At 65.3% G+C, this 23,147-nt stretch carries 19 protein-coding genes; 15 read left to right on the forward strand and 4 right to left on the reverse strand.

What is annotated here, in order from left to right; translation table 11 throughout:
• Nucleotides 1–9 precede the first annotated feature (9 nt).
• Both R2733_26750 and R2733_26755 read right to left on the reverse strand, forming a co-directional pair.
• On the reverse strand, nt 10–279 hold the full coding sequence (locus tag R2733_26750) for a phosphopantetheine-binding protein (GenBank protein MEZ5380124.1): 270 nt from the start codon (nt 277–279) through the stop codon (nt 10–12).
• Complete coding sequence (locus tag R2733_26755) at nt 260–1,834, reverse strand: AMP-binding protein (protein ID MEZ5380125.1); 1,575 nt, start codon at nt 1,832–1,834, stop codon at nt 260–262. Before R2733_26755 ends, R2733_26750 begins: the two co-directional genes overlap by 20 nt.
• Nucleotides 1,835–1,968: 134 nt before the next feature.
• On the opposite strand from R2733_26755, the gene R2733_26760 reads away from it, so the two are divergent.
• Nucleotides 1,969–3,228, forward strand: coding sequence for an acyl-CoA dehydrogenase family protein (locus R2733_26760; GenBank protein MEZ5380126.1), 1,260 nt, complete (start codon nt 1,969–1,971; stop codon nt 3,226–3,228).
• An 894-nt stretch (nt 3,229–4,122) separates the two neighbouring features.
• Here R2733_26760 and R2733_26765 read toward each other — a convergent pair.
• Nucleotides 4,123–5,376 (reverse strand): hypothetical protein, encoded by a 1,254-nt coding sequence (locus tag R2733_26765; GenBank protein MEZ5380127.1) that lies wholly within the window; start codon nt 5,374–5,376, stop codon nt 4,123–4,125.
• 112 nt (nt 5,377–5,488) lie between these two features.
• On the opposite strand from R2733_26765, the gene R2733_26770 reads away from it, so the two are divergent.
• The 13 genes from R2733_26770 (at nt 5,489) to R2733_26830 (ending at nt 18,328) form a co-directional block, all read left to right on the forward strand.
• Nucleotides 5,489–6,892: a glycosyltransferase family 4 protein gene (locus tag R2733_26770; protein MEZ5380128.1), complete on the forward strand. Its 1,404-nt coding sequence runs from the start codon at nt 5,489–5,491 to the stop codon at nt 6,890–6,892.
• Nucleotides 6,882–7,952 carry a glycosyltransferase family 4 protein gene (locus R2733_26775; protein MEZ5380129.1) on the forward strand — a complete coding sequence of 357 codons (1,071 nt, stop codon included), beginning with the start codon at nt 6,882–6,884 and terminating at the stop codon, nt 7,950–7,952. Before R2733_26770 ends, R2733_26775 begins: the two co-directional genes overlap by 11 nt.
• Complete coding sequence (locus R2733_26780; protein MEZ5380130.1) at nt 7,949–8,866, forward strand: hypothetical protein; 918 nt, start codon at nt 7,949–7,951, stop codon at nt 8,864–8,866. The genes R2733_26775 and R2733_26780 overlap by 4 nt, the downstream gene beginning before the upstream one ends.
• Entirely contained in the window at nt 8,863–9,804 is a 942-nt protein-coding gene (locus tag R2733_26785; protein MEZ5380131.1) for a hypothetical protein, read from the forward strand. The genes R2733_26780 and R2733_26785 overlap by 4 nt, the downstream gene beginning before the upstream one ends.
• A complete protein-coding gene (locus tag R2733_26790) occupies nt 9,801–10,736 on the forward strand; it encodes a class I SAM-dependent methyltransferase (GenBank protein MEZ5380132.1) in 936 nt (311 codons plus the stop codon). The genes R2733_26785 and R2733_26790 overlap by 4 nt, the downstream gene beginning before the upstream one ends.
• Complete coding sequence (locus tag R2733_26795) at nt 10,733–11,008, forward strand: hypothetical protein (GenBank protein MEZ5380133.1); 276 nt, start codon at nt 10,733–10,735, stop codon at nt 11,006–11,008. The genes R2733_26790 and R2733_26795 overlap by 4 nt, the downstream gene beginning before the upstream one ends.
• A gap of 167 nt (nt 11,009–11,175) precedes the next feature.
• Nucleotides 11,176–11,622, forward strand: coding sequence for a hypothetical protein (locus tag R2733_26800; protein MEZ5380134.1), 447 nt, complete (start codon nt 11,176–11,178; stop codon nt 11,620–11,622).
• 2 nt (nt 11,623–11,624) lie between these two features.
• Nucleotides 11,625–12,872, forward strand: a complete 1,248-nt coding sequence (locus R2733_26805; protein MEZ5380135.1) for an O-antigen ligase family protein — start codon at nt 11,625–11,627, stop codon at nt 12,870–12,872.
• Nucleotides 12,872–13,828, forward strand: coding sequence for a sulfotransferase (locus R2733_26810; protein MEZ5380136.1), 957 nt, complete (start codon nt 12,872–12,874; stop codon nt 13,826–13,828). Before R2733_26805 ends, R2733_26810 begins: the two co-directional genes overlap by 1 nt.
• Nucleotides 13,829–13,930: 102 nt before the next feature.
• On the forward strand, nt 13,931–15,547 hold the full coding sequence (locus R2733_26815; GenBank protein MEZ5380137.1) for a polysaccharide biosynthesis tyrosine autokinase: 1,617 nt from the start codon (nt 13,931–13,933) through the stop codon (nt 15,545–15,547).
• Between the two features lie 152 nt (nt 15,548–15,699).
• The gene (locus tag R2733_26820; GenBank protein ID MEZ5380138.1) at nt 15,700–16,506 is read left to right on the forward strand and encodes a DUF4214 domain-containing protein; all 807 of its coding nucleotides are present in this window, start codon (nt 15,700–15,702) and stop codon (nt 16,504–16,506) included.
• 60 nt (nt 16,507–16,566) lie between these two features.
• Nucleotides 16,567–17,319 (forward strand): sugar transferase, encoded by a 753-nt coding sequence (locus R2733_26825; GenBank protein MEZ5380139.1) that lies wholly within the window; start codon nt 16,567–16,569, stop codon nt 17,317–17,319.
• A 40-nt stretch (nt 17,320–17,359) separates the two neighbouring features.
• On the forward strand, nt 17,360–18,328 hold the full coding sequence (locus R2733_26830) for an NAD-dependent epimerase/dehydratase family protein (GenBank protein ID MEZ5380140.1): 969 nt from the start codon (nt 17,360–17,362) through the stop codon (nt 18,326–18,328).
• Nucleotides 18,329–18,841: 513 nt separating this feature from the next.
• Here R2733_26830 and R2733_26835 read toward each other — a convergent pair.
• On the reverse strand, nt 18,842–19,366 hold the full coding sequence (locus R2733_26835; protein MEZ5380141.1) for a pentapeptide repeat-containing protein: 525 nt from the start codon (nt 19,364–19,366) through the stop codon (nt 18,842–18,844).
• Nucleotides 19,367–19,642: 276 nt separating this feature from the next.
• On the opposite strand from R2733_26835, the gene R2733_26840 reads away from it, so the two are divergent.
• Entirely contained in the window at nt 19,643–23,128 is a 3,486-nt protein-coding gene (locus R2733_26840; GenBank protein ID MEZ5380142.1) for a M36 family metallopeptidase, read from the forward strand.
• Nucleotides 23,129–23,147: the final 19 nt, after the last annotated feature.

Here is a 23,147-nt window from a genome sequence, read left to right on the forward strand (position 1 = left end):
GGCCGCTCGTCATCGAGCGGTCGCCAACCGATCCATGAATGCGACCATGAGGTCGACGGTCTGGAAGTGTTCGAGGATCACGTCGCCCGGGTCGATCTCGACGCCGGTGCGGTCTTCGAGCCACTCCACGATCTGCACGACGCCGAGCGAATCGACGAGTCCGGTGAGGAGCAGGTCGGTGCTGCCCTCGACCGGGACTGAAGGGTCCAGGGTGATCTCGTCGTTGATGAGTGCGATCAGCTCGTCGGCGAGCCCTGCGTCACCCGCTGCTGTCCCCATCGATTCCCTCCATCTGTTCGTTGCTCGTTGCGAGTTCGATGCGGACCCGTCTGACGTCGATCTTTCCGCTGGAAGTGGCGGGCATGGATGCGCGCTCGACGAAGCTCGCCGGCAGCGCACCCGCCGACACCCGGGCCGACACCCAGCGCCGCAGCGATCGCTCGTCGAACTCGGCATCGTCACGCATCACCACCGCCGCCAACAGGGCGTCGCTCGCTTCGTTGGGTCCGACCACGGCGTGCAACACGCCGGGTGCGGCAGCCACGACGGCCTCGATCGAGTCCAGTTCGAGCCGCACTCCTCGCACCTTGACCTGATGGTCACGGCGACCGGCGAACCAGAGCACGCCTTCGTCGTCGAGGCGGACGAGGTCGCCGGTGCGATACCAGTCGGGGCCGTCGCTACGGGCCAGGCGGGTGGCGGCATCGAGGTCGGGACGCTCCCAGTACTCGATCATTCTGGTGGGGGCGGACACGACGAGTTCGCCGGTCTCGCCGATCGGGAGCGGCGTGGTGCGGTCGTCGTCGACCACCATGGCCTCGACCCCCATCGCCGGGACGCCGAGCGGCGTCTCGAACACCCCGGCGGCGGGCGGTTCGGTCAGATGGTGGTGGGTGATCGCGTTGACCTCGGCCGGGCCGTACACGTTGGTGACGAGCACGCCGGGGAACAACTCCATCAGACGACGCAGTCCTTCGACCGGGTAGACCTCACCGCCGTAGGCGATGGTGGCGAGCGTGGAGAGGTCCCGCTCGTCGAGGGCACCCCGCTCCACGATCTGCTGCAGCATGTACGGCACGGCGTACCAGATGGTGCAGCGAGCGGCGGCGGCCCGGTCGGTGAAGGTGGCCGGGAAGCGGAGTTCGGCCTCGGAGAACATGGCCGACGACCCGCCGACGAACGGCAGGGCATAGAGCTCGAGGGTCGACATGTCGAAGTGGAGTGGGGTCATGGCGGCCAGGCGGTCGCTGGCGGTGAGGCCGTACTCCTCGGCGCACATGGCGGCATAGGCAAGGCCGCTGGCGTGACTGTGGAGGATGCCCTTGGGCACCCCGGTCGAGCCCGACGAGTAGATGATGTAGGCGGGGTGCTCACCGGTGAGTGGCTCGGGCACGGCAACGTCGGCCACCGTGCCGGCCAGTTCCTGCGTGACCTCCTCGATCACGAGGCGAAGGTCGGGTGCGGTCGTGTCGAGGTCGAGCTTGGCGATGACGCTGGGGTCGCCGATCACGGCCGTCGGGCGGGCGTTGGCGACGAGCGGCTGGAGCGCCGGGGCCGGGGCCAGCGGATCGAGGGGCACCACGACGGCGCCCGCTCGGAGGATGCCGTGGACCGCCATGAACGAGCACATGCCCTTGCGCTTGGCGATCATGACCCGGTCGCCGGGAGCGACACCGGCGGCCACGAGGAGTTGGGCGACGATGGCCGTGCGTTCCTCGGCCTGAGCGTAGGTGACGGTGATCGGCGTGCCGTCAGGGTCGCGATCGATGAGCACGGGCGCGTCAGGGGTTCGCTGTGCTCCTGCGACCAGGAGTGATGCCAGGCTGTCGATCACGCACTACATCGTACGAAGTCAAACGATCGAGGGTGAGAGTAGATTCGCCCCTCCATCCGACACGACGGCAGCAGGCATGCTGTGCTGCGGAGACGGACGCGACGCTCTCGACGCGTCGGCACGGAGGGAGTGCGATGACCGAGAACCAGCACGAATCGACCGCCCCATGGACTGAGGTGACGGCGCCGGACTCGCAGCCCTCGAGCGACTCGACGCTCGACGCTTCACCTTCAGAGGTATCGGCGCTCGACGCAATGCTCGATGCGGCGCACCCGATCAAGATGGCGATGGCCGACCTCGCTGCCAGGTTCGCCATGCCGGCCGACACCACCACGTTCGATAGCGAGGCTTGGGCCGCAGCCGCCGAGGCAGGCATTCTGGGCCTGCTGGTCGATCCCGAGTACGGCGGGCAGGGCCGGTCGATCGTCGAGGCCCTCCTGGCGTTCGAAGGGCTGGGCCTCGGGACCGGTGCCCACGGTACGGTGTTCGCCCTCGCCTCGCAGGTGTTCGCCATGCAACGAGCGCTGGCCGACGCCGGCTCAGCTGCCCAGCTCGAACGGTGGCTGCCGTCGCTGGTCGACGGTTCGGCGATCGGGGCGTTCGCCATGACCGAACCCGGCGCCGGCTCCGACACGGCCGGTATCACCACGCTGGCCACACCGACCGGCGACGACTCGTGGACGCTGAGCGGTACCAAGACGTGGGTGACGCTCGCGCCCCAGTGCGACGTGTTGATCGTGTTCGCCACCACCGACCCGACCAAGGGCCGCTGGGCCCAGACGGCGTTCCTGATCGAGTCAGACCGCAACGGCGTCGAGGTCGGGCCAGCCATCCCCAAGTCCGGACTGGCCGGCTGCCCGTTCGCCGAGGTGCACCTCCACGACGTTGCCGTGACCATCGACGACGTGCTCGGCAAGGTGGGCGCCGGCGGCAGCGTGTTCTCGAACGCGGTCGACGCCGAGCGGGCCTTCCTCTACGCCGCCCAGCTGGGGGCGATGGAGCGCACGCTCGACCTCACGATCAGCCGGGCCCGGACCCGGCACCAGTCAGGGCAGCAGATCGGCAAGTACCAGGCCGTGTCGCATCGCATCGCCGAGATGAAGCTGCGCCACGAATCGGCGAGGCTGCTCGTCTACAAGGCGGCAGCGCTCCACGAGTCGGGCCGGTCGATCACGATGGCCGGTGCGCTCGCCAAGCTGGCGGCCTCCGAGGCGGCGGTGCAGTCGGCGATCGATGCCATCTCGGTCCACGGCGCCGAGGGCTACACCCTCGAGCTGGGCCTCGAATCCGACCTGCGCAACGCCATCGGTGGCCTTGCCTACTCTGGCACCAGCGACATCCAGCGCAACATCGTCGCCGGCCTCCTCAGCGTGGATCGCCCACGACGACGATGATCCCCATGGCCGGTGTTGGTCATCCAGGCTGGCGGTGGATCAGCGCATCCTCAGCCAACGCTTGAGCAACCGAGGCCTCGACCCGCCAAGCCGACGATTGCCCTGCGACGGCGTGAGGTGGCCTGGTCGCCGATGAAGGACTCGGTCATCGCTGTCGGCACTCGGCGTCGATGCTGCGAGGTCGGGCCCGGCATTCGTCGATGCGACCCGAGGCGTTCGTCCGCTCGTAGCGCTCGGGACCGCACCAAGGCCCCACGCCCCTGCCGCAGCGTCGTTGCAGCCGCCGATGTCTTCACCGCTGCGGCCGGGGTGCGATCGGTGAGATCGATCACGTCATCCTTGCTCGGTCTCGAGTCGTCCATGCCTCCACCGCCTTCTCTGCAACTGCAAGGACCCCTTGTCCGCGTCATAGCGTAGTACGAGCGGAACGATCAGTCGGTGTTCCGGGAAGTCGCCAGCTTCGTATGCTCGCAGGCCGCGCTGGTCGCGTTGCTCAACCCCAGGGAAGCCACCTGAAGAACCGGCGCACGGACCTCCGGATGGGTGAGCCGAGTCCACGGTTGTCGAGGTCCTGGGGGCGGACCTCGGACAGCTTGATTCGCCGCGCCGGGTTCGACTCGCCGAAGAGGTGACCGATCGATCCACGATGTTCGCTCGGAGGTGTCATCGACGCTCGGCTCATCAATGACGAGCGAGCCATGCTCTCGGTGTGCCTGTCGTGCACACCGAAGCCCGCGGTCGCGGGTGCCATTCTTTTGGGTGGACCGGGCACCGCTGCCTCCCGAGTGGTCGGTGTCGACGACACTCGCCGACACGAACCACTGTACGCAAGACGATTGCACCGTACGTGAGCGATTTGCCTCAAAGAGTGACGGCAGATGCCGAGCCGCGACGCTACGTCTCCCGGATCGACAGCGCTTCGTTTCGCTGACCGAGACCCAGGGCATCGCTCACGGTGTTTCGCCAGCTGGGCAGGACCAACGCCGTGGCGATCGCACCGCCGACGATGGCGCCATTCACCCCGCCGAGCGTCACCCCCAGCGCAACACCGACCACGGTCACCGCGGTCAGCCGTAGCCGCACCGCAACGAGGGCATCGACTCGCCGACGTGCCAGCAGGATCATCTGTCCGACGACGATGGGAACGCGCAGAAGCGAGATCGCCAGGAACGCGGGCGTCAGGTGGACGGCTTCGTCGAATACGTCGCCCAGGAGCACCTGCCCCCATCGCTCGGGAAGGAGGAGGACTGCCGCACCCGTCGCCGACACGGCGCTCACCATGACCAGCAGCAACCGGCGCGCCGGCGATCGCAGTCCGTCGAGGTCGCCGGTGCTCGCCGCTCCCCGCATGATCGGGACACCCGCCGACCGCATCCCGGCGATCATCGCGTTGCTCGGGCCGAAGAGTGTCCGAACCCCCCGAAGCGCCCCAGCCCCGACAGGACCGGCGACGACCAGCACCATCCAACCGATCGAGTGCGTCTGCGCTGCCGACAGCAGATTCTCCTTCGTCAACGAACCCGTTCCTCGCAGCAGTCGGCCGAGAGCGACCTTCGAGGGTCTCGGGAGCCCGAGGCCCAGTGAAGCGACGCCACACACCGCACCAGCAAGTGCTCCCAGCGCCCACCAGACCACGATGGCTTCGGGCGAGAGCGACCACACGAGCGACACGACGAAGACGGCGATCTGGATGCCGGTCCACACCCCATCATTCAGCACCGCCAACGCTGGTCGGCGCAGGGCGAAGGCCAACGACCGGGCCGCTTCTTGGGCAAAGAGCGGAGCGAACACCGCGCCGGCGACCACGAGCAATGACTGGTCGAGGACGACGCCGATCGAGATCACGACGACGCATGACACCAGACCGACGGCGAGGGCAAACGCCAATGCGGTCGAGACAAGTGAGGCCTGCTCGTGTTGTTCCACCTCTGGCAAGAGCAATGACGGCGACTGCACGAAGACCGACTGCACCGCCAGCAGGAGCGACTCGTAGGCGAGTACCGCCGCCGCGACGAGTCCGAACTCCTCGATGGTGGCGATCCGACCCAACGCAACGTAGAACAACATGTTGCCGAGGGAAAACAGACCCTGATCGATCGCACCGAGACCGATGGTGCGAACGAGCGTTGAGGGCGAACGACGGATCACACACAAAGTGTTCCATTGTCGCCAGTCCCTCCCGTCGAGCGGTTCTACCCAGTGCCGCCGGTGAAGGCGATTCGCCTCATGAGCCACCGCCGCAGCCTCGCTACCGTGGGACTTGACCAGCGGAGGAATCGTGCCAGGCATCGCCGACTACAAGCGTCGCATCGCATCACTTTCGGGCCACCGGCCCTCCCCCGCGGCCATCGAGCGACCCCGTATCGTCGTCAACGACTACGCCGGGCACCCGTTCCAGATCGAGCTGGCACGGTCGCTGGCCGAACGTGGCTCGAGTGTCAAACACCTCCACTGCTCGACCAACGTCACGCCCCATGGCGACCTCGCCAAGAACGAAACCAAGCATCTCGAGGTCGCAGCGATCGCCACCGGCAAGGCGTTCGACAAATATCGTCTGGGTCCGCGCCTGAAGGGCGAGGTCCTGTACGGGATTCGCAGCGTTCGCCACCATCGACGCCATCGTCCGGAAGTCGTGCTGTCGTCGAACATGCCGATCATCTCGCTGCTCATCGTGCAGCTCCTCCACCGACGTGCCCTGCACGTGCTCTGGCTCCAGGATCTCCAATCCGGCCTGGCTCAGTTGAGCGACAAGCGACGTCTGCGGTTGGCGGGATTGGTGCTCGGGTGGTTCGAGCGCCTGGCGATTCGTCGAAGTGACGCCGTCGTTGCGATCGCCCCGTCGATGGTCGATGAACTGGAGCGGATGGGAATCGACCGTACCCGTATCGATGTGATCGAGAATTGGGCGCCGATCGATTCGCTGCCGGCGCTCGACCGGGCAAGTCGTTGGTCGCACGATCACGATCTCGACGACAAGGTCGTCTTCCTCTACTCCGGGACACTCGGCATGAAGCACGACCCAGCATTGCTGGTCAGGTTGGCCGAGCATTTCGCCGACGATCCCGAGGTCCGGATCGTCGTCGCCAGCGAAGGAGTCGCCGTCGATTGGGTCGTGGACGAGGTCGCCGATCGCCGCATCACCAACGTGTTGGTCGTCCCGTTCCAGGACTTCGAGGTGTTTCCCGAAATGCTGGCCGCCGCCGACATCCTCACCGTGATCCTCGACCCGGCCGCCGGCTCGTTCTCGATCCCGTCCAAGGTTCTGAGCTACCTCTGTGCCGCTCGCCCGATCCTGGGCTATCTGCCACGATCGAACTCGGCCGCGACGCTGATCGGAACGACCGCGTGCGCCGGCATGGTGACGGACGACGAGGCACGCTTCATCGAATACGCGGACCAACTCCGGAACCAGGCCGGATTGCGTGAGCGGCTCGGGTCCAATGGACGCCGGCACGCCGAGGCGACGTTCGACATCCAGGTGATCACCTCGAAGTTCGGCGCAGTGTTCGACCGAGCCAACCGAGCGAGGGTCGGCGTCGACACCATCAGCTTGCCGACAGACGATGGCATCGTGATCGACCTCCGGTCGCCCATCCCCAGCCGATCCGATGCGGGCACCGATGAGGCCGAGTACCGATCAACCTTCAGCGCCGATGCCCGCTGAGGTCGACCGAGCGCGCCAAACGAAGACGATCCTCATCGGGCCGTTTCCACCACCGGCTCACGGGATGGCCAGGGTGCTCGAAGCGGTTCGGAACGAGCTGAGTGATGTCGAGTGCCTCGACACCGCCGCCGGCTCGATTCGGCCCGGCAGTCGGTCGTTCGCCTGGACGAAGCTCCGAAACTGCCTCGGGGCCATCGTGGGACTTGCCACGGCGTCGCGCTCGGCACAGCGGGTGGTGATCGCACCCGACAGCGGTGAAGGAATGCTGTTCTCGCTGCTCTATGTCGCTCTCGCAAGAAGCCGTGGTCTGGACATCTTCGTCCAGCATCACACGTCGAGCTATCTCGACGGCTCGTCACTCATGATGCGAATGATGTGCAGGATCGGCGGCCGAAAGCTGAGGCATGTCATGCTCTGTGCATCGGCTTCCGAGACCTTTCGACGTCACCATCGAGTCGATGTGGCACCGTTGATCATCGGTAACGCCTACGCCGTCGATTCTCCGCCCGTCCGGCGAACGACGTTCGACCGCGGCGGCGTCGTCATCGGCTACCTGGGGAATCTCTCAGCGGCCAAGGGCATCGAGGACTTCGCCGCGCTCGTTTCGATTGCCCGTGATCAACCCGGCTGGAGCTTCCGACTCGGCGGTCCCTCGGTCGACGCCATCGCCGACCGCACGGTCAGGCGCCTCGCGGCCGACGAACGGGTCGAGATCGTGGGCGAACTCGACCGCCACGAGGTCGCCGAGTTCCTCGCCGACCTCGATGTCTTCGTGATGCCGAGCCGACAGGAAGCCATGCCCCTCGTGATCTGGGAGTCGCTGCGAGAGGGCACGCCGGTGGTGGCGCGCTCGATCGGTTGCATCCCCACGATGGGTCGGCCCGACGCCGTTGCCCTCGTCGACGCCGACGAGCAGTTCGCGGACGCCGCCCGCTCGGTCATCGCCGCGTGGTCGGAGGAAGGGGGCGAGGCGAACGACCATCGGCGCTGCTCCGCCCGCGCCATCTTCACCGAGGCCGCAGCTCGAGATCGGGCGGCGTTGTTGGCGGCGCTCCGATGACGAGGTCGACCGCCCGGGAACCTCTCGACATCGTCGTTCTCGGCGCGCAGAAGTCCGGGTCCACCTTCCTGTCCGACATCATCCATTGGTCGGGGCTTGCCTGGATGCAAGAGGACGAGGTGCCGATCTTCGAGGCGCCCTTCTTCGAAGGCAGTGACCTTCGCGAGCTCGATCGCGCCGTCGCCGGTAGTGACCGACCGCTCCGTGGCATCAAGCGGGCCGACTATCTGTGCCGTCACGAGTGCCCAGCGAACCTGGCGCAGGTCGTCCCCGGAGCGAAACTGATCGCCGTCCTTCGCCATCCGATCGAACGGGCGCTTGCCGCGGCTGCGTGGTACATGGTCCATGGCCATGTCCCGGTCCAGTCGCCGGAACTCCTCCTCGATGATCTGCTCCAGCGATCGTCCGAGCTGGTCGGCCGGGAGCGGGAAATCCTCGAGTTCGGACGCTACGGCGAAGCGATCGCGCGATACCTGGAGTTCTTCGATCTCGATCAGCTGCTCCTGCTCGAACAGGGCGAGCTGCGGGACATCGACGGACTCTTGGATCGCCTTGCCGTCTTCCTCGACACTCCCGTTCTTGAGGGGCTCGACCGAAGCGCCACACCCGCCCGATCCAACGAGGGCGCCTACCACCCACTTCGCCAGCGGGTGCTTCGACTACGTGCCCCGCTGATCTACGACTGGGAGAAGGGGCATCGATACGAGTATCGCCCGCATCGGCAGTACCGACCGGTTCGCACGGCGATCGCTGCCGTCCCGTTGGCCATCGACCGTTTCGTGCTACGGCCCCTCCTCCACGATGGACCGTCACCGCTGTCGCGTGATCTCGTCGATCGCCTCGCTGACTTCTACGCCGACGATCTCGACCTGCTGGCCGACGTGACCGACTTCGACGTGGATCGATGGCGATGATTCGGACAGCACTCCGTTGGCTGAACTTGGCTCGGCGACTCGCAACGGTCGATTCCTGGGTGCTTGCGCTCGGTGATCTCGACACCTTGCGCAGCGGCGACGCGCCGCAACGACTTCTCCGCCCGACGGATGACCAGTGCTACTGGGCCGATCCATTCTGGGCTCACCCGGATGGACGCAACATCGTGCTGTGCGAGGAGTACGACTATCGAACTCGGCTCGGCTCGATCGTTGCCCTCGAGATCGGACCCGATGGCGAAGTGGCCAGCAAGACGACGGCCCTCGAGACCGGCGATCACCTGTCCTACCCCTTCACCTTCTTCGATGGCGAGGACTGGCGTTGCATGCCCGAGTCGTCGGCATCGGGCGCATTGTCGATCTACCGGCTCGACTCGTCGTTGCGCCTCGTCGATCCACAGCCCATCACGATCGAACCCGACGCGTTGGATGCCACCATGCACGAGGTCGATGGGCTACTGCTGCTCTTCTACACGACCGCCTCGGATCCCGAGACGCTGCGGATCGCTTGTGCAGAGCGCATCGACGGGCCGTGGACCGAGCATCCGGCGTCGGGTCAGTACCGGGGTGAGGTGCGTTCCGCCGGCCGCTTCCTCTCCACTGGGCACACGTTGTTGCGACCGACCCAAGACGGACGCCAGCGGTACGGCGGCGCCGTGCGATTGAGCGTCATCGATCAGCTGTCACCGTCCTGCTACAGGGAACGCCTGGCCGAGGTGATCGAACCGCCTCCTGGTTGGGAGGGTCTCCACACGTTGAACCGCCGCAACGACGGCATCGTGATCGTGGATCTCGTTCGCCGCGTCCCCGTGTGGCGGCACCGCTCGTTCGCGACATGGCGAATGTCGGAGTTGGTACGGCGCGTCGCAGAAGCTCGACGTCGATCGATGAAGGCCCGAACCTCCGAGGAGTGCCGATGATCAGCCGAAGACTCCGCGAAGCCGCCAAACGCGGTTTCCACACCGGATTCGCTGCCTGCCAGCGACTTGGCGTCGACGTGTTGCCGCGCCACTTCTATTCCCAGATACCCGACGTTCGGAGTCTTCGCTCCTCCGAAGGGTGGCGGCAACCACGATCGATGTACGGGATCGCCGGTGCATCGATCGAGGAGCAGGTCGGTTTCGTCAATGAGGTCTGCGAGCGAGAAGCTCGATCGACCCCATCGGATCTCTACGAGCGCTCAGTGGCCGCCAACGGCGAGGACGGCGGCTTCGGTCTGGTCGAGGCCGCCTTCTTGTATTGCTTCATCCGAGCGACCCGGCCCCGGCGGGTCGTGCAGGTGGGCTGCGGCGTCTCCACGGCGGTGATCCTCGAAGCCGCGACGTCGGTCGGCCACGACATCGCGGTCACGTGCGTCGACCCGTTCCCCACGCCCTACCTCCAACGGCTGGGGGAGGTCGATCCTCGTGTCTCGGTCGTTGCCGAACGAGCCCAGGACGTCGCTCTCGATGTGCTGACCGATCTCGGTCCCGGGGACCTGTTCTTCATGGACTCCACGCACACTGTCAAGCCGGACAGCGAAGTCAATCGAGTCGTGTTCGAAGTACTGCCTCGGCTCGACCCTGATATCTGGGTGCACGTTCACGACATCTACTTCCCGTTCGACTACGCGCCGGATCTCCTGAGCAACGATCTCTTCTTCTGGAGCGAGACCGCCCTCCTCTACTCCTTCCTGGTCAACAACCCTGGCTATCGTCTCTGCGTGGCACAGAGCATGATCCACCACGAACAGCCCGAGGCACTCTCGAGGTACTTCTCGCACTATGTTCCGAGGGCGACCTCCGGCGGACTCTTCACCGACACGGTCGGTGAGTTTCCGGCCTCGCTCTATCTCCGGTCGGTGCGACCATGAGCGACGAACCTGCGGCAACGACCGGAACCGTGGTCTACCTCCTGGGGGCCCAGCATTCGGGCTCCACGATCATCGAGACGATGTTGGCCTCGAGTCCTGACGTGTTCGGACTCGGCCAAGTTGGCCACTTCTACACCTACACCGACTTCGAAACGTGCGAATGTGGGCAACGGGCCGCCGGTTGCGAGCCGTGTCGGAGCATCGTCGAACACGTCATCGAGCCCGCCGGCGTCGACCGATGTCGCCGGCTGATGAAAGGCCACTCGCCGTGAGACCGGCATCGTCGCGTTCCTTGCGTCAGCACCGGTCCGGAGGCGCTACGCCGCGTTGGCCGACGCCATGTTCACCGGCGCGTCGCACGACCGGGGCGACCACGCTCATCGACTCATCGAAGAATGTCTGTCGGGCCATTGCCCTCGCCGATGCCTCGGCTCACGACGTGAAGTGTGTCCACCTCGTCCGCGACTACCGGGGATTCATTCGATCCCGGGAGCGACGAACCGGCAGGACAGGCCATCTGGTCGGCTTCGCACGGCTTTGGAAGTGGATCGCCAAGAACTACATGGCGGTCCTGGTCGGCCGGTACGCCACGACGCCCGTGCTGACGCTCAACTTCGAAGATCTCACGAAGCCCGAGACCATTCGACGATTGTGCGAATTCTGCAACATCGACGCCGCCCCGGTCGTTGCGAACATGACCGACGGCCGCAGCGTCGATCGCCGCCACCTGTTCGAACCTCCACGACAGCTCGACTACTCGACGGTGACCTTCTCGAAGGATCGTGCGCTGGCCAGTCTTCAGACCTCACATCGGGATCGATGGTTGGAGATGTTCGGCGGCCGGTTGGGACGCCGATGGGGATACCCAAGGGACGCCGACCGTTGACCATGATCACCGCGCCGGCGGCTCCTCGTCGGGTCTCGATCCGAATCGGAGTTCGGTCCGTTCGACGCTGGGTCGTCGTCTTGGGCTTGGTGCTGTCGGCGATCGGCGCGTGGACGCAGCTCATCGTGTTCGAGCAGGTAGCAGTGAGCTTCGCCGGCCTCATCTGGGCCGCGGAGGTGCTGCTGCTTGCGATGCTGTCGGTGTCGCTCAATCGCTTCCCGTTGCGACTCGTACTCGGCACGATGCTCATGGTCGTTCCCGTGTTCTGGGGATCGCTGTTGACCTTCTCACGCCCGGTGGGTGGATCGGCGGCAGCAACGATCTTCGGGCTGGTCTCGCTCCCGCTGGCGACGACGGCCGCAGCGGTCGCGGTGGGCGAATCGGCCCGGTCGGAGCGACTGATTCGCAAGGGCCTCACCGCATTCGCGTGCGGCATTGCCGCTTCGACGCTGGTGAAGGTGGCAGTGCTCGGAACCGGTGGACGTGAGCTCAGTTCTCGGTCGTTCGGACTGGCCTCGGCGGTCGGTCTGGTATGGCTGATCTCTCAACATCCGTCACCATTCGGTTTTGCGCGCGACTGGCGTTGTTGGCTCGGCGCCGCCGCCGTGGCCCTCTCGCTCTCCCGAACCGCAACGGTGGCTGCGCTGACCGCCCTGCTTCTGGTCAGCTGGTCCGGCTATCCCCGCAATCAACGATCTCCTCTTCGGGTCGCCGCACTCATCGTCATCGCCGTCCTGGGTCTCGTCAGTGCCCTCTCCACCTCGACCGTCGTCCAGAACCGGGTCTTCGGGCTCGAACAGACCGATGGCATCGCCTTCTCCGGACGTGAGAACCTGTGGCCCGGCGTCATCGATGCCATTCGCGCCGAGCCGTACGTCGGCGCCGGCCTCGGTCGGAGCGACATTCTCACCCTGCGGCTCGACGGAGTGCATCGCAATCCGCACAACGAGTTCCTTCGGCTTGGCTACGAGGTTGGCATCGTCGCCACCTCGTGCCTACTGCTCGGACTCGTGCTGCTGCAGATCGACATCCGCCGCCGGTGGCGCTCCGTCCGACACGGCGGGCCTCTCGAGTCGATCCGCCGCGATGTGGCGGTCTCCCTCGCGCTCCTCGTCGTGCTGCTCTACTTCATGATGTTCGACAACGTGCTGCTGTATCTCGGCACCCTCGTTCCCATCGGTACGACGTGGGGCTACACCTACGGCCGCGTTCGAGCGGCGGAGCACGATCGAACGGCATTTGTCGGCTGATGCCCGAGCTCGCGTTCCTCACCTACTGCAGCCGGTCGGGCTCGACCAAGCTCGCCACGATGATCGACACGAGCGGCGCCGACATCATCGTCGTTCCCGAGTTCCGGTCGTCCATGCTCGCGTTCCGGTTCGGAGCCGATCATCGATTGTCACACCAGGAACTCGCCAAACTCACCAGATCCGACGCCCAGCTCAGGACGAGCCTACGCCTCGAAGAGCCGGCGATCGATCGAGTCATCGCTGCCAGCGTCGCTGCGCCGCCCAGTTCGTACGTGCGAAACGTCGTCCACGAATACCTGGCCGGGGACCAGGCGAAGGTGGTCCTGGTGAAGAGTGGTCAGATGATCCACCATGCGAAGTCGGCCATCGACCAGGACGCCTCGATCCGCTGCATCTTCCTGGTGCGGGATCCCCGAGCGGTGGTGAGAAGCCTCTTGACGACCAAGATCCCCGGCCATCCGCTCGGCGCGACATTCGGACTCGGCAGTCCGTTCTATTCCGCCCGCTTGTGGCGTGAGCGCCTTCGCGGTTACGTCACGGCCTCGACTGCGCACCCGACACAGGTTCGCCTCGTCCGGTACGAGGCGCTCGACGAGCCGTCGACCGTCGACGACGTGCTGCAGTTCCTCGGAGTCGACGGCACCGAGCGTGTCGATCGCCGAACCGGCTTCAACGTCGCCGACAACGAAGCGGCCATCCATCAGCGCGTCGATCGTCCCTTCGATCCGCTCGTCAACGAACAGTGGCGAGTGGAGCTCGCGCCGCGCACCGTGCGCTGGATCGAATCGATGCTGTTCCACGAGATGCGAGCCCTCGACTACCCCAGCACCGGCGACGTTCCGGGAATCGCCCGCCGCATCGAGGTCGGGCTGATGGCGACGCTCTATCGGCCGCGCGAACTCGCTGACCGTCTGATTCGCCAGGCGTTGCTCCGCCTGGCACCCGAACGCTTCTGAGTCTTCGAGGTCGTCCTACGGCCGGCCGGGCGGTGCGGACGAGTCCGCTGCCAGGCGATTTCACCCGTTCGGGGTCGAGCGATCCCGACCTACACTTTGATGATGGACCGTGAGAGGGATGCTGATCCAGAGCTGAGTCTCGCCGACTACGCCCGGATCCTCCGCAACCGTTGGCTGGCGGTCTTGACTCCGATCCTCATCTTCGGAGGTCTCGCCGCCTACTCACTCAGCACTCGGACCCTCCAATACGAGTCGACGAGCAAGGTACTGCTCGCCGACACGGCGGCTCAGGCGGCGCTGCGTGGAGGCTCGCAGAACCCGAACTCGTTGACCAGAGAAATGACGAACGAGATCTCGTTCGCTGCGAGTGACGACGTCAAGAACGCCGTGCGGGACGCGATCGGCGTCGTGCCGAAGGTCACGGTGAGGGCCGATCCCAACTCTGACGTCCTGAGTTTCACCGGAAAGGCGAGCGATCCTGGCGATGCAGCGATGTACGCCAACACGTGGGCCGAGGCCTTCGTGTCGACCAAGCAGAAACAGGCCGGCGAGAGCCTCGATGCGGCCGTCGACCAGTTCAGTGAGCGAGTTGCTGTCCTGCGCGCTCAGCGAGACGCGTCCACAGATCCTGCCGACCAGGCGCGAATCGACAGCGAGATCGACGCCGTCAACGCTGCCATCACGAATCTGCAGCTGACGGCGGGGGTCGCCGCGATCGGAACGGCACAGGTCGTTCAAGTCGCGTCGAGTCCGACGGAGCCGACGAACCTCGACGCCAGGGTCATCCTCGCCATTGCACTTGCCCTCGGATTCGCCGTCGGATCGATCGTGGCATTCGTGATCGACAACCTCGATCGCCGGATCAAGACGAGTGACGACATCATCCGGGCCGTCGGTCTACCGGTGCTCGGCACCATCGCTCGGGCGAGCCGCAAGGTGTCGGCACAGGATCTTGCGCTCGCCGTCAGCGATCGTCGTGAAGCGCGGGTCGCCGACGGCTACCAGAAGGTGCGGTCGTCGCTGCAGTTCGCTCTCTTGGGTCGCGACGTGAAGTCGATTCTGATCACGAGCGCCAACGAGTCCGAGGGCAAGACCACGACATCGTCGAATCTGGCGTGGGCGCTCGCTGCCGTCGGTAGCCGGGTGGTGCTGGCCGATATCGACTTCCGCCGCCCCAAGGTGCACGCGGTCTATGGGCTTGCCCGCGAGCCCGGCTTTTCGAATCACCTGGTGGATCGCATCCCACTTCACGAGCTCGTTGCGCACGTCGAGGACGACGAGCGGACATTGGCCGTGCTGCCGTCCGGCACGACACCGCACAGCCCGGGCGACTTCCTCGCCTCACCAGATTTCCTCGAGACGCTGCGCTGGATCGAGTCCGAGGCCGACGTCGTGGTGCTCGACGCCCCACCGGTCCTGCCGGTCTCGGACACGCTCGCCATCGCCCACCATGTCGATCGAACCATCCTGACCGCGAGTGCCGGGTCCACCACGGTCGAGCAACTCCAGACGGCCGTCGAGAGCCTTCGAGCGGCCGGTGCCTCGATCGCCGGCGTCGTCCTGGTCGGGGGCAAGCAGGACCGCTCCTACGGCACGTACACCCAGCAGCAAACGACTCGGCGAGCCAGGCGCTCACGCGCCGAATCTCGAAAGACCAGCGGTACCGGAGCGACGTCGTGGTCACCCGCGCCGGCGAGCGGTGTCTCTGCTCGCTCATGACCATGTGACCAGGGAAAGACGATCGTGTACGGCCAGTGGGTAAATGTCACCCATAGTGGCGCCACCCCTTGCCTCACCGTTCGATCGATGCGAAAGTTTGTATTCCACAGGCGGGAGCGGCGGACCATGCTCCCAACAACTCGGAGGGAAGTATGACCCGCAAGATCCGGTCGTCGATCGTCATTCTCGTTTGTACGTTGCTCTCGTTGTCAGCGGTGCCCTCCGCCTCGGCCCAAGGCTTGGCCGAGCCCACGACGCTCGACGAACTCACCCGACAGACCTCGTTCACGCCCGAGCATGCGCAGCTGCTCCGTCTCTACTGGGCCTTCTTCAATCGGGAACCTGATCTGCCCGGGGCAATCTACTGGATCGACCTTCGCGATGCTGGCTTGTCGCCGATCGCCATCGCCGACTACTTCTCCTCATCAGAGGAGTTCCGGAACACCTACGGCGACCGGACCGATCAAGAGTTCCTCACGATCGCCTACAAGAACATCCTCGGCCGGGTCTCGGACCAGGCGGGTTTCGACTACTGGCTGGCCGAGCTGCGGTCTGGTCTCCGCCGAGGCGAGGCGGTGCTCTACATCGCCGAGAGCATCGAGTTCCGAGGCCAGCACCCCTATCCGAAGCCAGGCGGTGTGGATTTCTCCGGCCAGGATCTCTCCGATCAGGTGATCAACGCGAAGAACTACGACGGCGCAAACTTCACGAACGCCCGACTGGCTGACGCCCTCGTCTTCGACTCCAGCTTCGTCGGCGCCAACTTCACCGGAGCGACGATGACCGACATGGCGATCCAGCGTTCGAACTTCTCGGGTGCCAACTTCACCAACGCCGTCATGTCGGATGCCCTCATCTCGAAGTCCAGCAACTTCACGGGCGCCATCTGGAACAACACGGTGTGCCCTGACGAAACGAACAGCAACGACAACGGAGGCACCTGTGCAGGCCATCTGTAGTCGAGCCGTCCGACTGCTCGACGCCGAACTGTCGACGGGTCAGGGGAAAGGCCGAGCGCCATGGCGAAGCTGAACGTCGAGGACGATCTTGTGTTCGAAGCCTCTGAGGTGTCGGTTTCCGCGGCCCCGGCTCTGCCGGCCGGAGGCATCCGTCTCGAGGACGACCTCGTGCTCCTGCCCGACCGCCCATGGGACGCTTCGCCGGCGCTCAAGCGTGGGCTCGACATCGTCGTGTCACTCATTGCCCTGGTCGTGCTCGCACCCCTCCTGGTCGTCCTGGCCGTGCTCGTGGCCGCAACCAGCCCGGGTGGAGCGTTCTTCGTGCAACGACGAGTCGGGAGGAACGGTACGTACTTCCCGTGCGTCAAACTTCGCACCATGCATGCATCGAGCGAGCAACGTCTCGCCGATGTCCTGGCTCGTGACGACGCGCTGCGCACCGAGTGGGAACAGTGTCAGAAACTCACGCTGGATCCACGGGTCACGCGTCTCGGCCGTCTCCTTCGCTTGTCGAATCTCGACGAACTCCCCCAACTGTGGAACGTACTGTGCGGGCAGATGAGCCTGATCGGGCCTCGGCCGGTCGTGCCACTCGAGACCGTGCGATACGGAGCGCACCTCGACGAGGTCCTGAGCGTTCGTCCGGGCCTGAGCGGCCTTTGGCAGACCTCCGGTCGCAACAATCTCAGCTACGACGAGCGAGTCAGACTCGATCTCGTCTATGTCCGCACGCGAACGATGCGAGTCGATCTGAAGATCGCTCTTCGAACGCTGGTGGTGACGGTGCAAGGAAGCCGAAGCGGCGCTCGCTGATACACGGCGGTATCAGCGGTTACAGAAAGAAGTTTGGAACATGAAGAAGATTCTCGTAGCCGGCGGTGGCGGGTTCATCGGCGGAAGCCTGGTCAAATCGTTGTTGGCCGATGGCCTCGAGGTACGTTCCGTCGACGTGAAACCGTTCGGCGAGTGGCATCAAACGCACGCCGAGGCCGAGAACCTGCAGCTCGATCTGATGGATCGGGAGGCATGCGACAAGGCGACCGACGGGGTCGACGCGGTCTACAACCTTGCTGCCGACATGGGCGGGATGGGGTTCATCGAGAACAACAAGGCCGCGTGCATGTTGTCCTCGCTGATCACGACTCACCTCTTGCTGGCGTCACGCGACAACGGCGTCGCCAGGTTGTTCTACAGCTCGTCAGCGTGTGTCTACGCTGCGGGACACCAGATCAGTCCTGAGGTCACTGCGCTGCGCGAGTCCGACGCTTACCCCGCCCAGCCCGAAGATGGCTACGGCTGGGAGAAACTCTTCGGCGAGCGCATGTGTCGGCACTTTGCCGAGGACTATGGGCTCGAGACCCGTGTCGCCCGCTATCACAATGTCTACGGTCCGCACGGCACCTGGCAGGGCGGACGCGAGAAGGCGCCGGCGGCTATCTGCCGCAAGATTGCCGCCGCCAAACTGTCAGGCAATCACGTCATCGATGTGTGGGGCGACGGGCTCCAGACCCGGTCATTCATGTACATCGACGATTGTGTCGAAGGCACTCGGCGTCTGATGGACTCCGACGTCGCCGAACCGATCAACGTGGGATCGAGCGAACTCGTGTCGATCAACGGGCTCGTCGACATCGTCGCCTCCATTGCCGGCATCAAAGTCGTTCGCAATCATGATCTCACCGCGCCGCAGGGTGTGCGTGGTCGAAACTCCGACAACACGATGATCCTCGACCGGTTGGGATGGGAACCCTCCATCACGCTCGAGCAGGGTTTGCGACACACCTACGAGTGGATCGAAGGCCAACTGACGCACGAGGCCTGAGGCCCCGAGCTACGCCTGCAGCGGTCATCGACCGGTCTCGTCGCGAGCCTCGGCCGTCGCGGGCGGTGGACGAGTCGACTTCGGTCTCGTGCACCGCTCTCCACGACGATCGCGGAGCCGTTGCGTTCCCCACCATTGTCAAGGGCGGCGGTGAGCTTCCTGTTGGGGGTGAGGGCGGGCGGTGTGTCTCGGAGCGGCTCGACGTCTCCGTTCACAGCCGGTCCGAGGAGTCGGTCCTGGTGTGCGTGGACAGGTGGTCGCGCAGATGCGCCGATCGTTCCGCCGGCACGATCACGTGGCGGCGGAACCATGCAGCGAGGGGCAGGTCGGTTCCATCACCACGACCACCTCAGTTGCATCGGCGGAGACCGGCACCCAGACCGCCGAGAGCTCCGCCGCGATGGTTCGGAATCGATGCCGTCTCGACCGGATGCTTCCGGCCCCGCTTCGGTTGCTGCGCACCCGACGAACCGGTGAGGGTCGGCTCGCTCCTCGAAGCGGGTCCTCGACGTCTTAGAGGTGGCCCTCGCAGGTGCCGCCGTTGTCGTCGCTGTTCGACTCATCGGGGCACACGGTGTTCTTCCAGATCGCACCGTCGAACGACGTCGACTTCGAGATCAGTGCATCGGCGAGATTGGCGTCGGTGAAGTTCGCGTTGTCCATCGTGCTGCGCTGGATGACCGCGTCCTTGAACGTACTTCCGCTGAAGTCGGCGCCGGTGAAGTCCGAGTCGAAGATCAAGGCGTCGGAGAAATCACCCGACGAATAGTCGTCGCCGGGAGAACTGGCAGTCTGGAACACCGCGTCGGAATAGTCCTTGGTGGGGCTTGGCGGTGGCGTCATCACCGGACGCGGCGTCGTGGTCGACGGCACCGCCTCTTCGACGGTGATCCGAGACGACCCGTCACCCGTCGGCTCCTCGCCCGCGGCGACGCCCTCGACCCCGGTGACATCCTCGCTGAGCTCGCCTGCAGACGTCACCGTCGTCGCTGCGTCATCGTCGCCGCTTCCGCTGCACCCTGAGGCCAGTGCGACCATCAGGACCACTACCGCGAACAGACTTTTCTCACGCCTGGTGACCATCGAATCGGCTTCCTCTCCCGCTGGCTCAGCCAACTAGTCGTAGTCCACATTGTCGCACCGCCGCGACCGTCGTGAACAGGGAGAATGAGCTGAGAAGCCGGAGTCGATCTACCCAGCAACAGAGGGCTCGAGGTCGACTCGGCCCGTTCGCTCCCATTGACGGTCGGTAAGAACTCAACCAACATCACTGAGCGTGATGGTTCTTGGCGGACGGAAGATGGAGGGATCATCGTGAGGACAGCTCGTGTGCTGGTGGCGTGGCTCGTGGTGATGCTCACTGCCGCCACCACCGGTACACCCTCGCTCGGAGCGCAAACCGACTTCGCCCCCGAGCCCGAGTCGGTGGCACTGCGTCATCTCGAGAGCAACGCCAAGCTGTATGGGTTGAGTGGCCAGGATCTCGCCTCGCTGCGAGTCACTGCGCTGCTCGACGTGGCCAACGGCGCCGCTACCAACGTGATCATCCAACAGTTCATCGGTGGCGTCGAGGTGCTCCACGCCGTGTCGAACGTCGTTGTGACACGACAGGGCGAGATCGTGACGGTGGGCGACCGCTTCGTTTCGGTCGACGCGGCCCTCGGCAACGGTCTCGTCGCTCCGGCCGTCAAGGAGAAGGATGCGGTCTCGGCTGCATTGACTGCACTGGCACTCGAGCCATCGCTGCCCATTGCACCCATCGCGACCGACGGCGCCTCGGCCGGCACGACATCCTTCACGGACGGCGGCGTTGCTGCCGCCCCCATCGTGGTACGCCCAGCGTTCGTCGCCGTCGAGCGTTCGATCGTGCGGGTGTGGGACGTGGAGGTCCGAGAGGCGAGCTCAGCGCACTGGTGGCGAGTGCAGATCGATGCCATGTCAGGGGTCGAGGTTGGGCGCATCGACTACGTCGACGAAGAGGGCTACCACGTCTACCCTCCCCCGATCGAGGCTCCCTCCTTCGCCGTTCCGACACCACCGGGTGACGGAAGGGTCACGGTCGTGGATCCTTTCGATCCGGTCGCTTCTCCCTTCGGCTGGCATGACACCGACGCGGTTGCCGGACCTGAATCGACGCTCACCATCGGCAACAACGTCAATGCGTTCGCTGATCGAAACGGCGACAACCTTCCCGATGGTGGAAGCCAGCCCGATGGCGGCGCCGGTCTCACGTTCGCTCCCCCGCTCGACCTGACCCAGCAGCCGCTTGCCTCACGAGATGCCGCCGTGGTCAATCTCTTCTACTGGAACAACCTGCTGCACGATGTGCTCTACCGCTACGGATTCGATGAAGCGGCAGGGAACTTCCAAGTCAACAACTACGGCAACGGTGGCATCGGAGGCGATGCGGTTCTGGCCAATGCACAAGACGGAGCCGACGTGGGCGAGCGGAACAACGCCAAGTTCGCCACGCCGCCCGACGGGGTCTCGCCGGCCATGAGCATGTACCTGTGGAACACGGCGACACCGATGCTCGACGGCGACCTGGACAACGGCATCATCGTCCATGAGTACGGGCACGGCTTGTCCAATCGGCTCGTCGGCGGGCCGTCCAATACGGCGTGCCTCGACAATGCCGAGCAGATGGGTGAGGGGTGGAGCGACTACCTCACCCTCATGTTCACGATGTCGCCGGGCGATGTCGGCCCGACCGGGAGAGGCATCGGCACCTACGCCCTCGCTCAGCCGACGACCGGTCCCGGTATTCGAGCGTTTCCCTACAGCACCGATCTGGGCGTCGACCCCCGCACCTACGACGACATCAAGACGGCCGTCATCCCGCACGGAGTGGGATCGACGTGGACCTCGATGTTGTGGGAGATGACCTGGTCACTCATCGACGAGCACGGTTTCGACCCCGATCTCGCCGGTGGCGATGGCGGCAACAACCGTGCGCTGCAACTCGTTGTCGACGGTCTCAAGCTCACGCCGTGCAGTCCGGGCTTCGTCGACGGGCGAAACGCCATCCTCGATGCGGATCTGATCGTGAGTGGAGGCGCGAATCGTTGCCTCATCTGGAAGGCGTTCGCCAAGCGAGGTCTTGGATTCGGCGCAGTCCAGGGCTCGACCTCGAGCGTCACCGACGGATCCGAGTCGTTCGATCTCCCGCCATCGTGTCGACCACTGATCCTCACCAAGTCGGCCCCGAGCGAGGTGACGGCGGGGGCCATCCTCCCCTTCGTCCTGTCGGTCACCAACAACGATGCAGTGGTTCACACCGACATCTCCGTCGTCGATGACATTCCGACGGGCACGAGCCTCTCCCCCGGCTCATTGACCTGTCCGGCCTCGGTCGATGCCGGGGTGCTCACGTGGGAGCTGGCCAGCCTGGACCCTGGGGTCACCGAGGAGTGCGCCTACTCGGTCCTTGTCGACCCGGCACCGTCCACCACGACCTTGTTCGGCGACGACTTCGAGGACGACCTCGGATCGTGGATCGTGTCACATGGCGAGGGCTCGATCGACTGGTCGCTGGTGACGACCGCGGCCCGCAGTGGTGCGACCTCGGCCTTCGCTGCCGACCCAGCCGTTGTCACCGACCAGTACCTCACGCTCGGCAATGCGGTGCCGATCGAGGCCGCAACACAGTTGTCCTTCTGGCATCGGTATGCGACCGAACAAGACTTCGATGGCGCCGTGGTCGAACTGTCGACCGACGATGGCGCGACCTGGACCGATGCGGGACCGTTGATGACGACGAATGTCTACAACGGAATCCTCAACAACGTGGTCGCCAATCCACTCGCCGGGCGGCCGGCCTACACCGGCACATCGTCCGGATTCGTGAAGACGGTCGTCGACCTGACCTCGCTGAGCGGCGCGTCGATCAAGGTTCGATTCCGGTTCGCCTCCGACGCTTCGGTCGGCGCGACCGGCTGGTGGATCGATGACATACATATCGGCGACATCGTCAGCATCGACACCACCGCCACGGCCACGTCTGCCCAGGGCGCGTCCTCGGCATCTTCCACGGCGACCACCGTGCTCTCACCTCCGGCGACCCCGCGCTGCAACGGGCTGGAGGTCACGGTCGACCTCGCCGTCGGCCAGCAGCCGACCGAGGGTGACGACGTCATCTTGGGCTCCCCTGATGCCGACCTCATCGAGGCGCTCGGTGGCGACGACGTCATCTGTGGGGGCGGCGGCGATGACACCGTGGTCGGCGGAGACGGCAACGACTGGATCGATGGTGGCAGTGGTGACGACACCATCTTCGGCCAAGACGGGGACGACACGATCACCGGTGGACCGGGGGCCGACCTCATCAGCGGCAACGCCGGTGCCGACACCCTCAGCGGCAGCGACGGTGCCGACGAGATCTACGGTGGGTCCGGTGCCGACACCATCGACGGAGGTATCGGAGATGACATTCTCGGTGGCTCCTCCGGCTACGACCTCATCGACGGAGGAGACGACGACGATCTGATCAGCGGCGGCTCCGATGTCGACGGCGCCATCCACGGCGGCCTCGGCAACGATCTGGTGAACGGAGGCGGGGGTGACGACCTCGACGTCCGGGGCAACGAAGGCGACGATTCGGTCTCGGGCAATGGCGGCAACGACATCGTCTTCGGCGACGAAGGCAACGATGCCGTGCGGGGCGGGAACGGCGACGACACCGTCAACGGCGGAGCCGGTGACGACTTCGTTGCGGGAAACCCTGGTGTCGACATCTGTAACGGCGATGGGGGAACCAACACCATTGCTGCGTCGTGCGAGTTTGCCGACGTCGGCACCTGATCCGGCAGGTCGTGTCGAC

Source organism: Acidimicrobiales bacterium (assembly GCA_041394265.1).
GTDB lineage: Bacteria > Actinomycetota > Acidimicrobiia > Acidimicrobiales > SZUA-35 > JBBQUN01.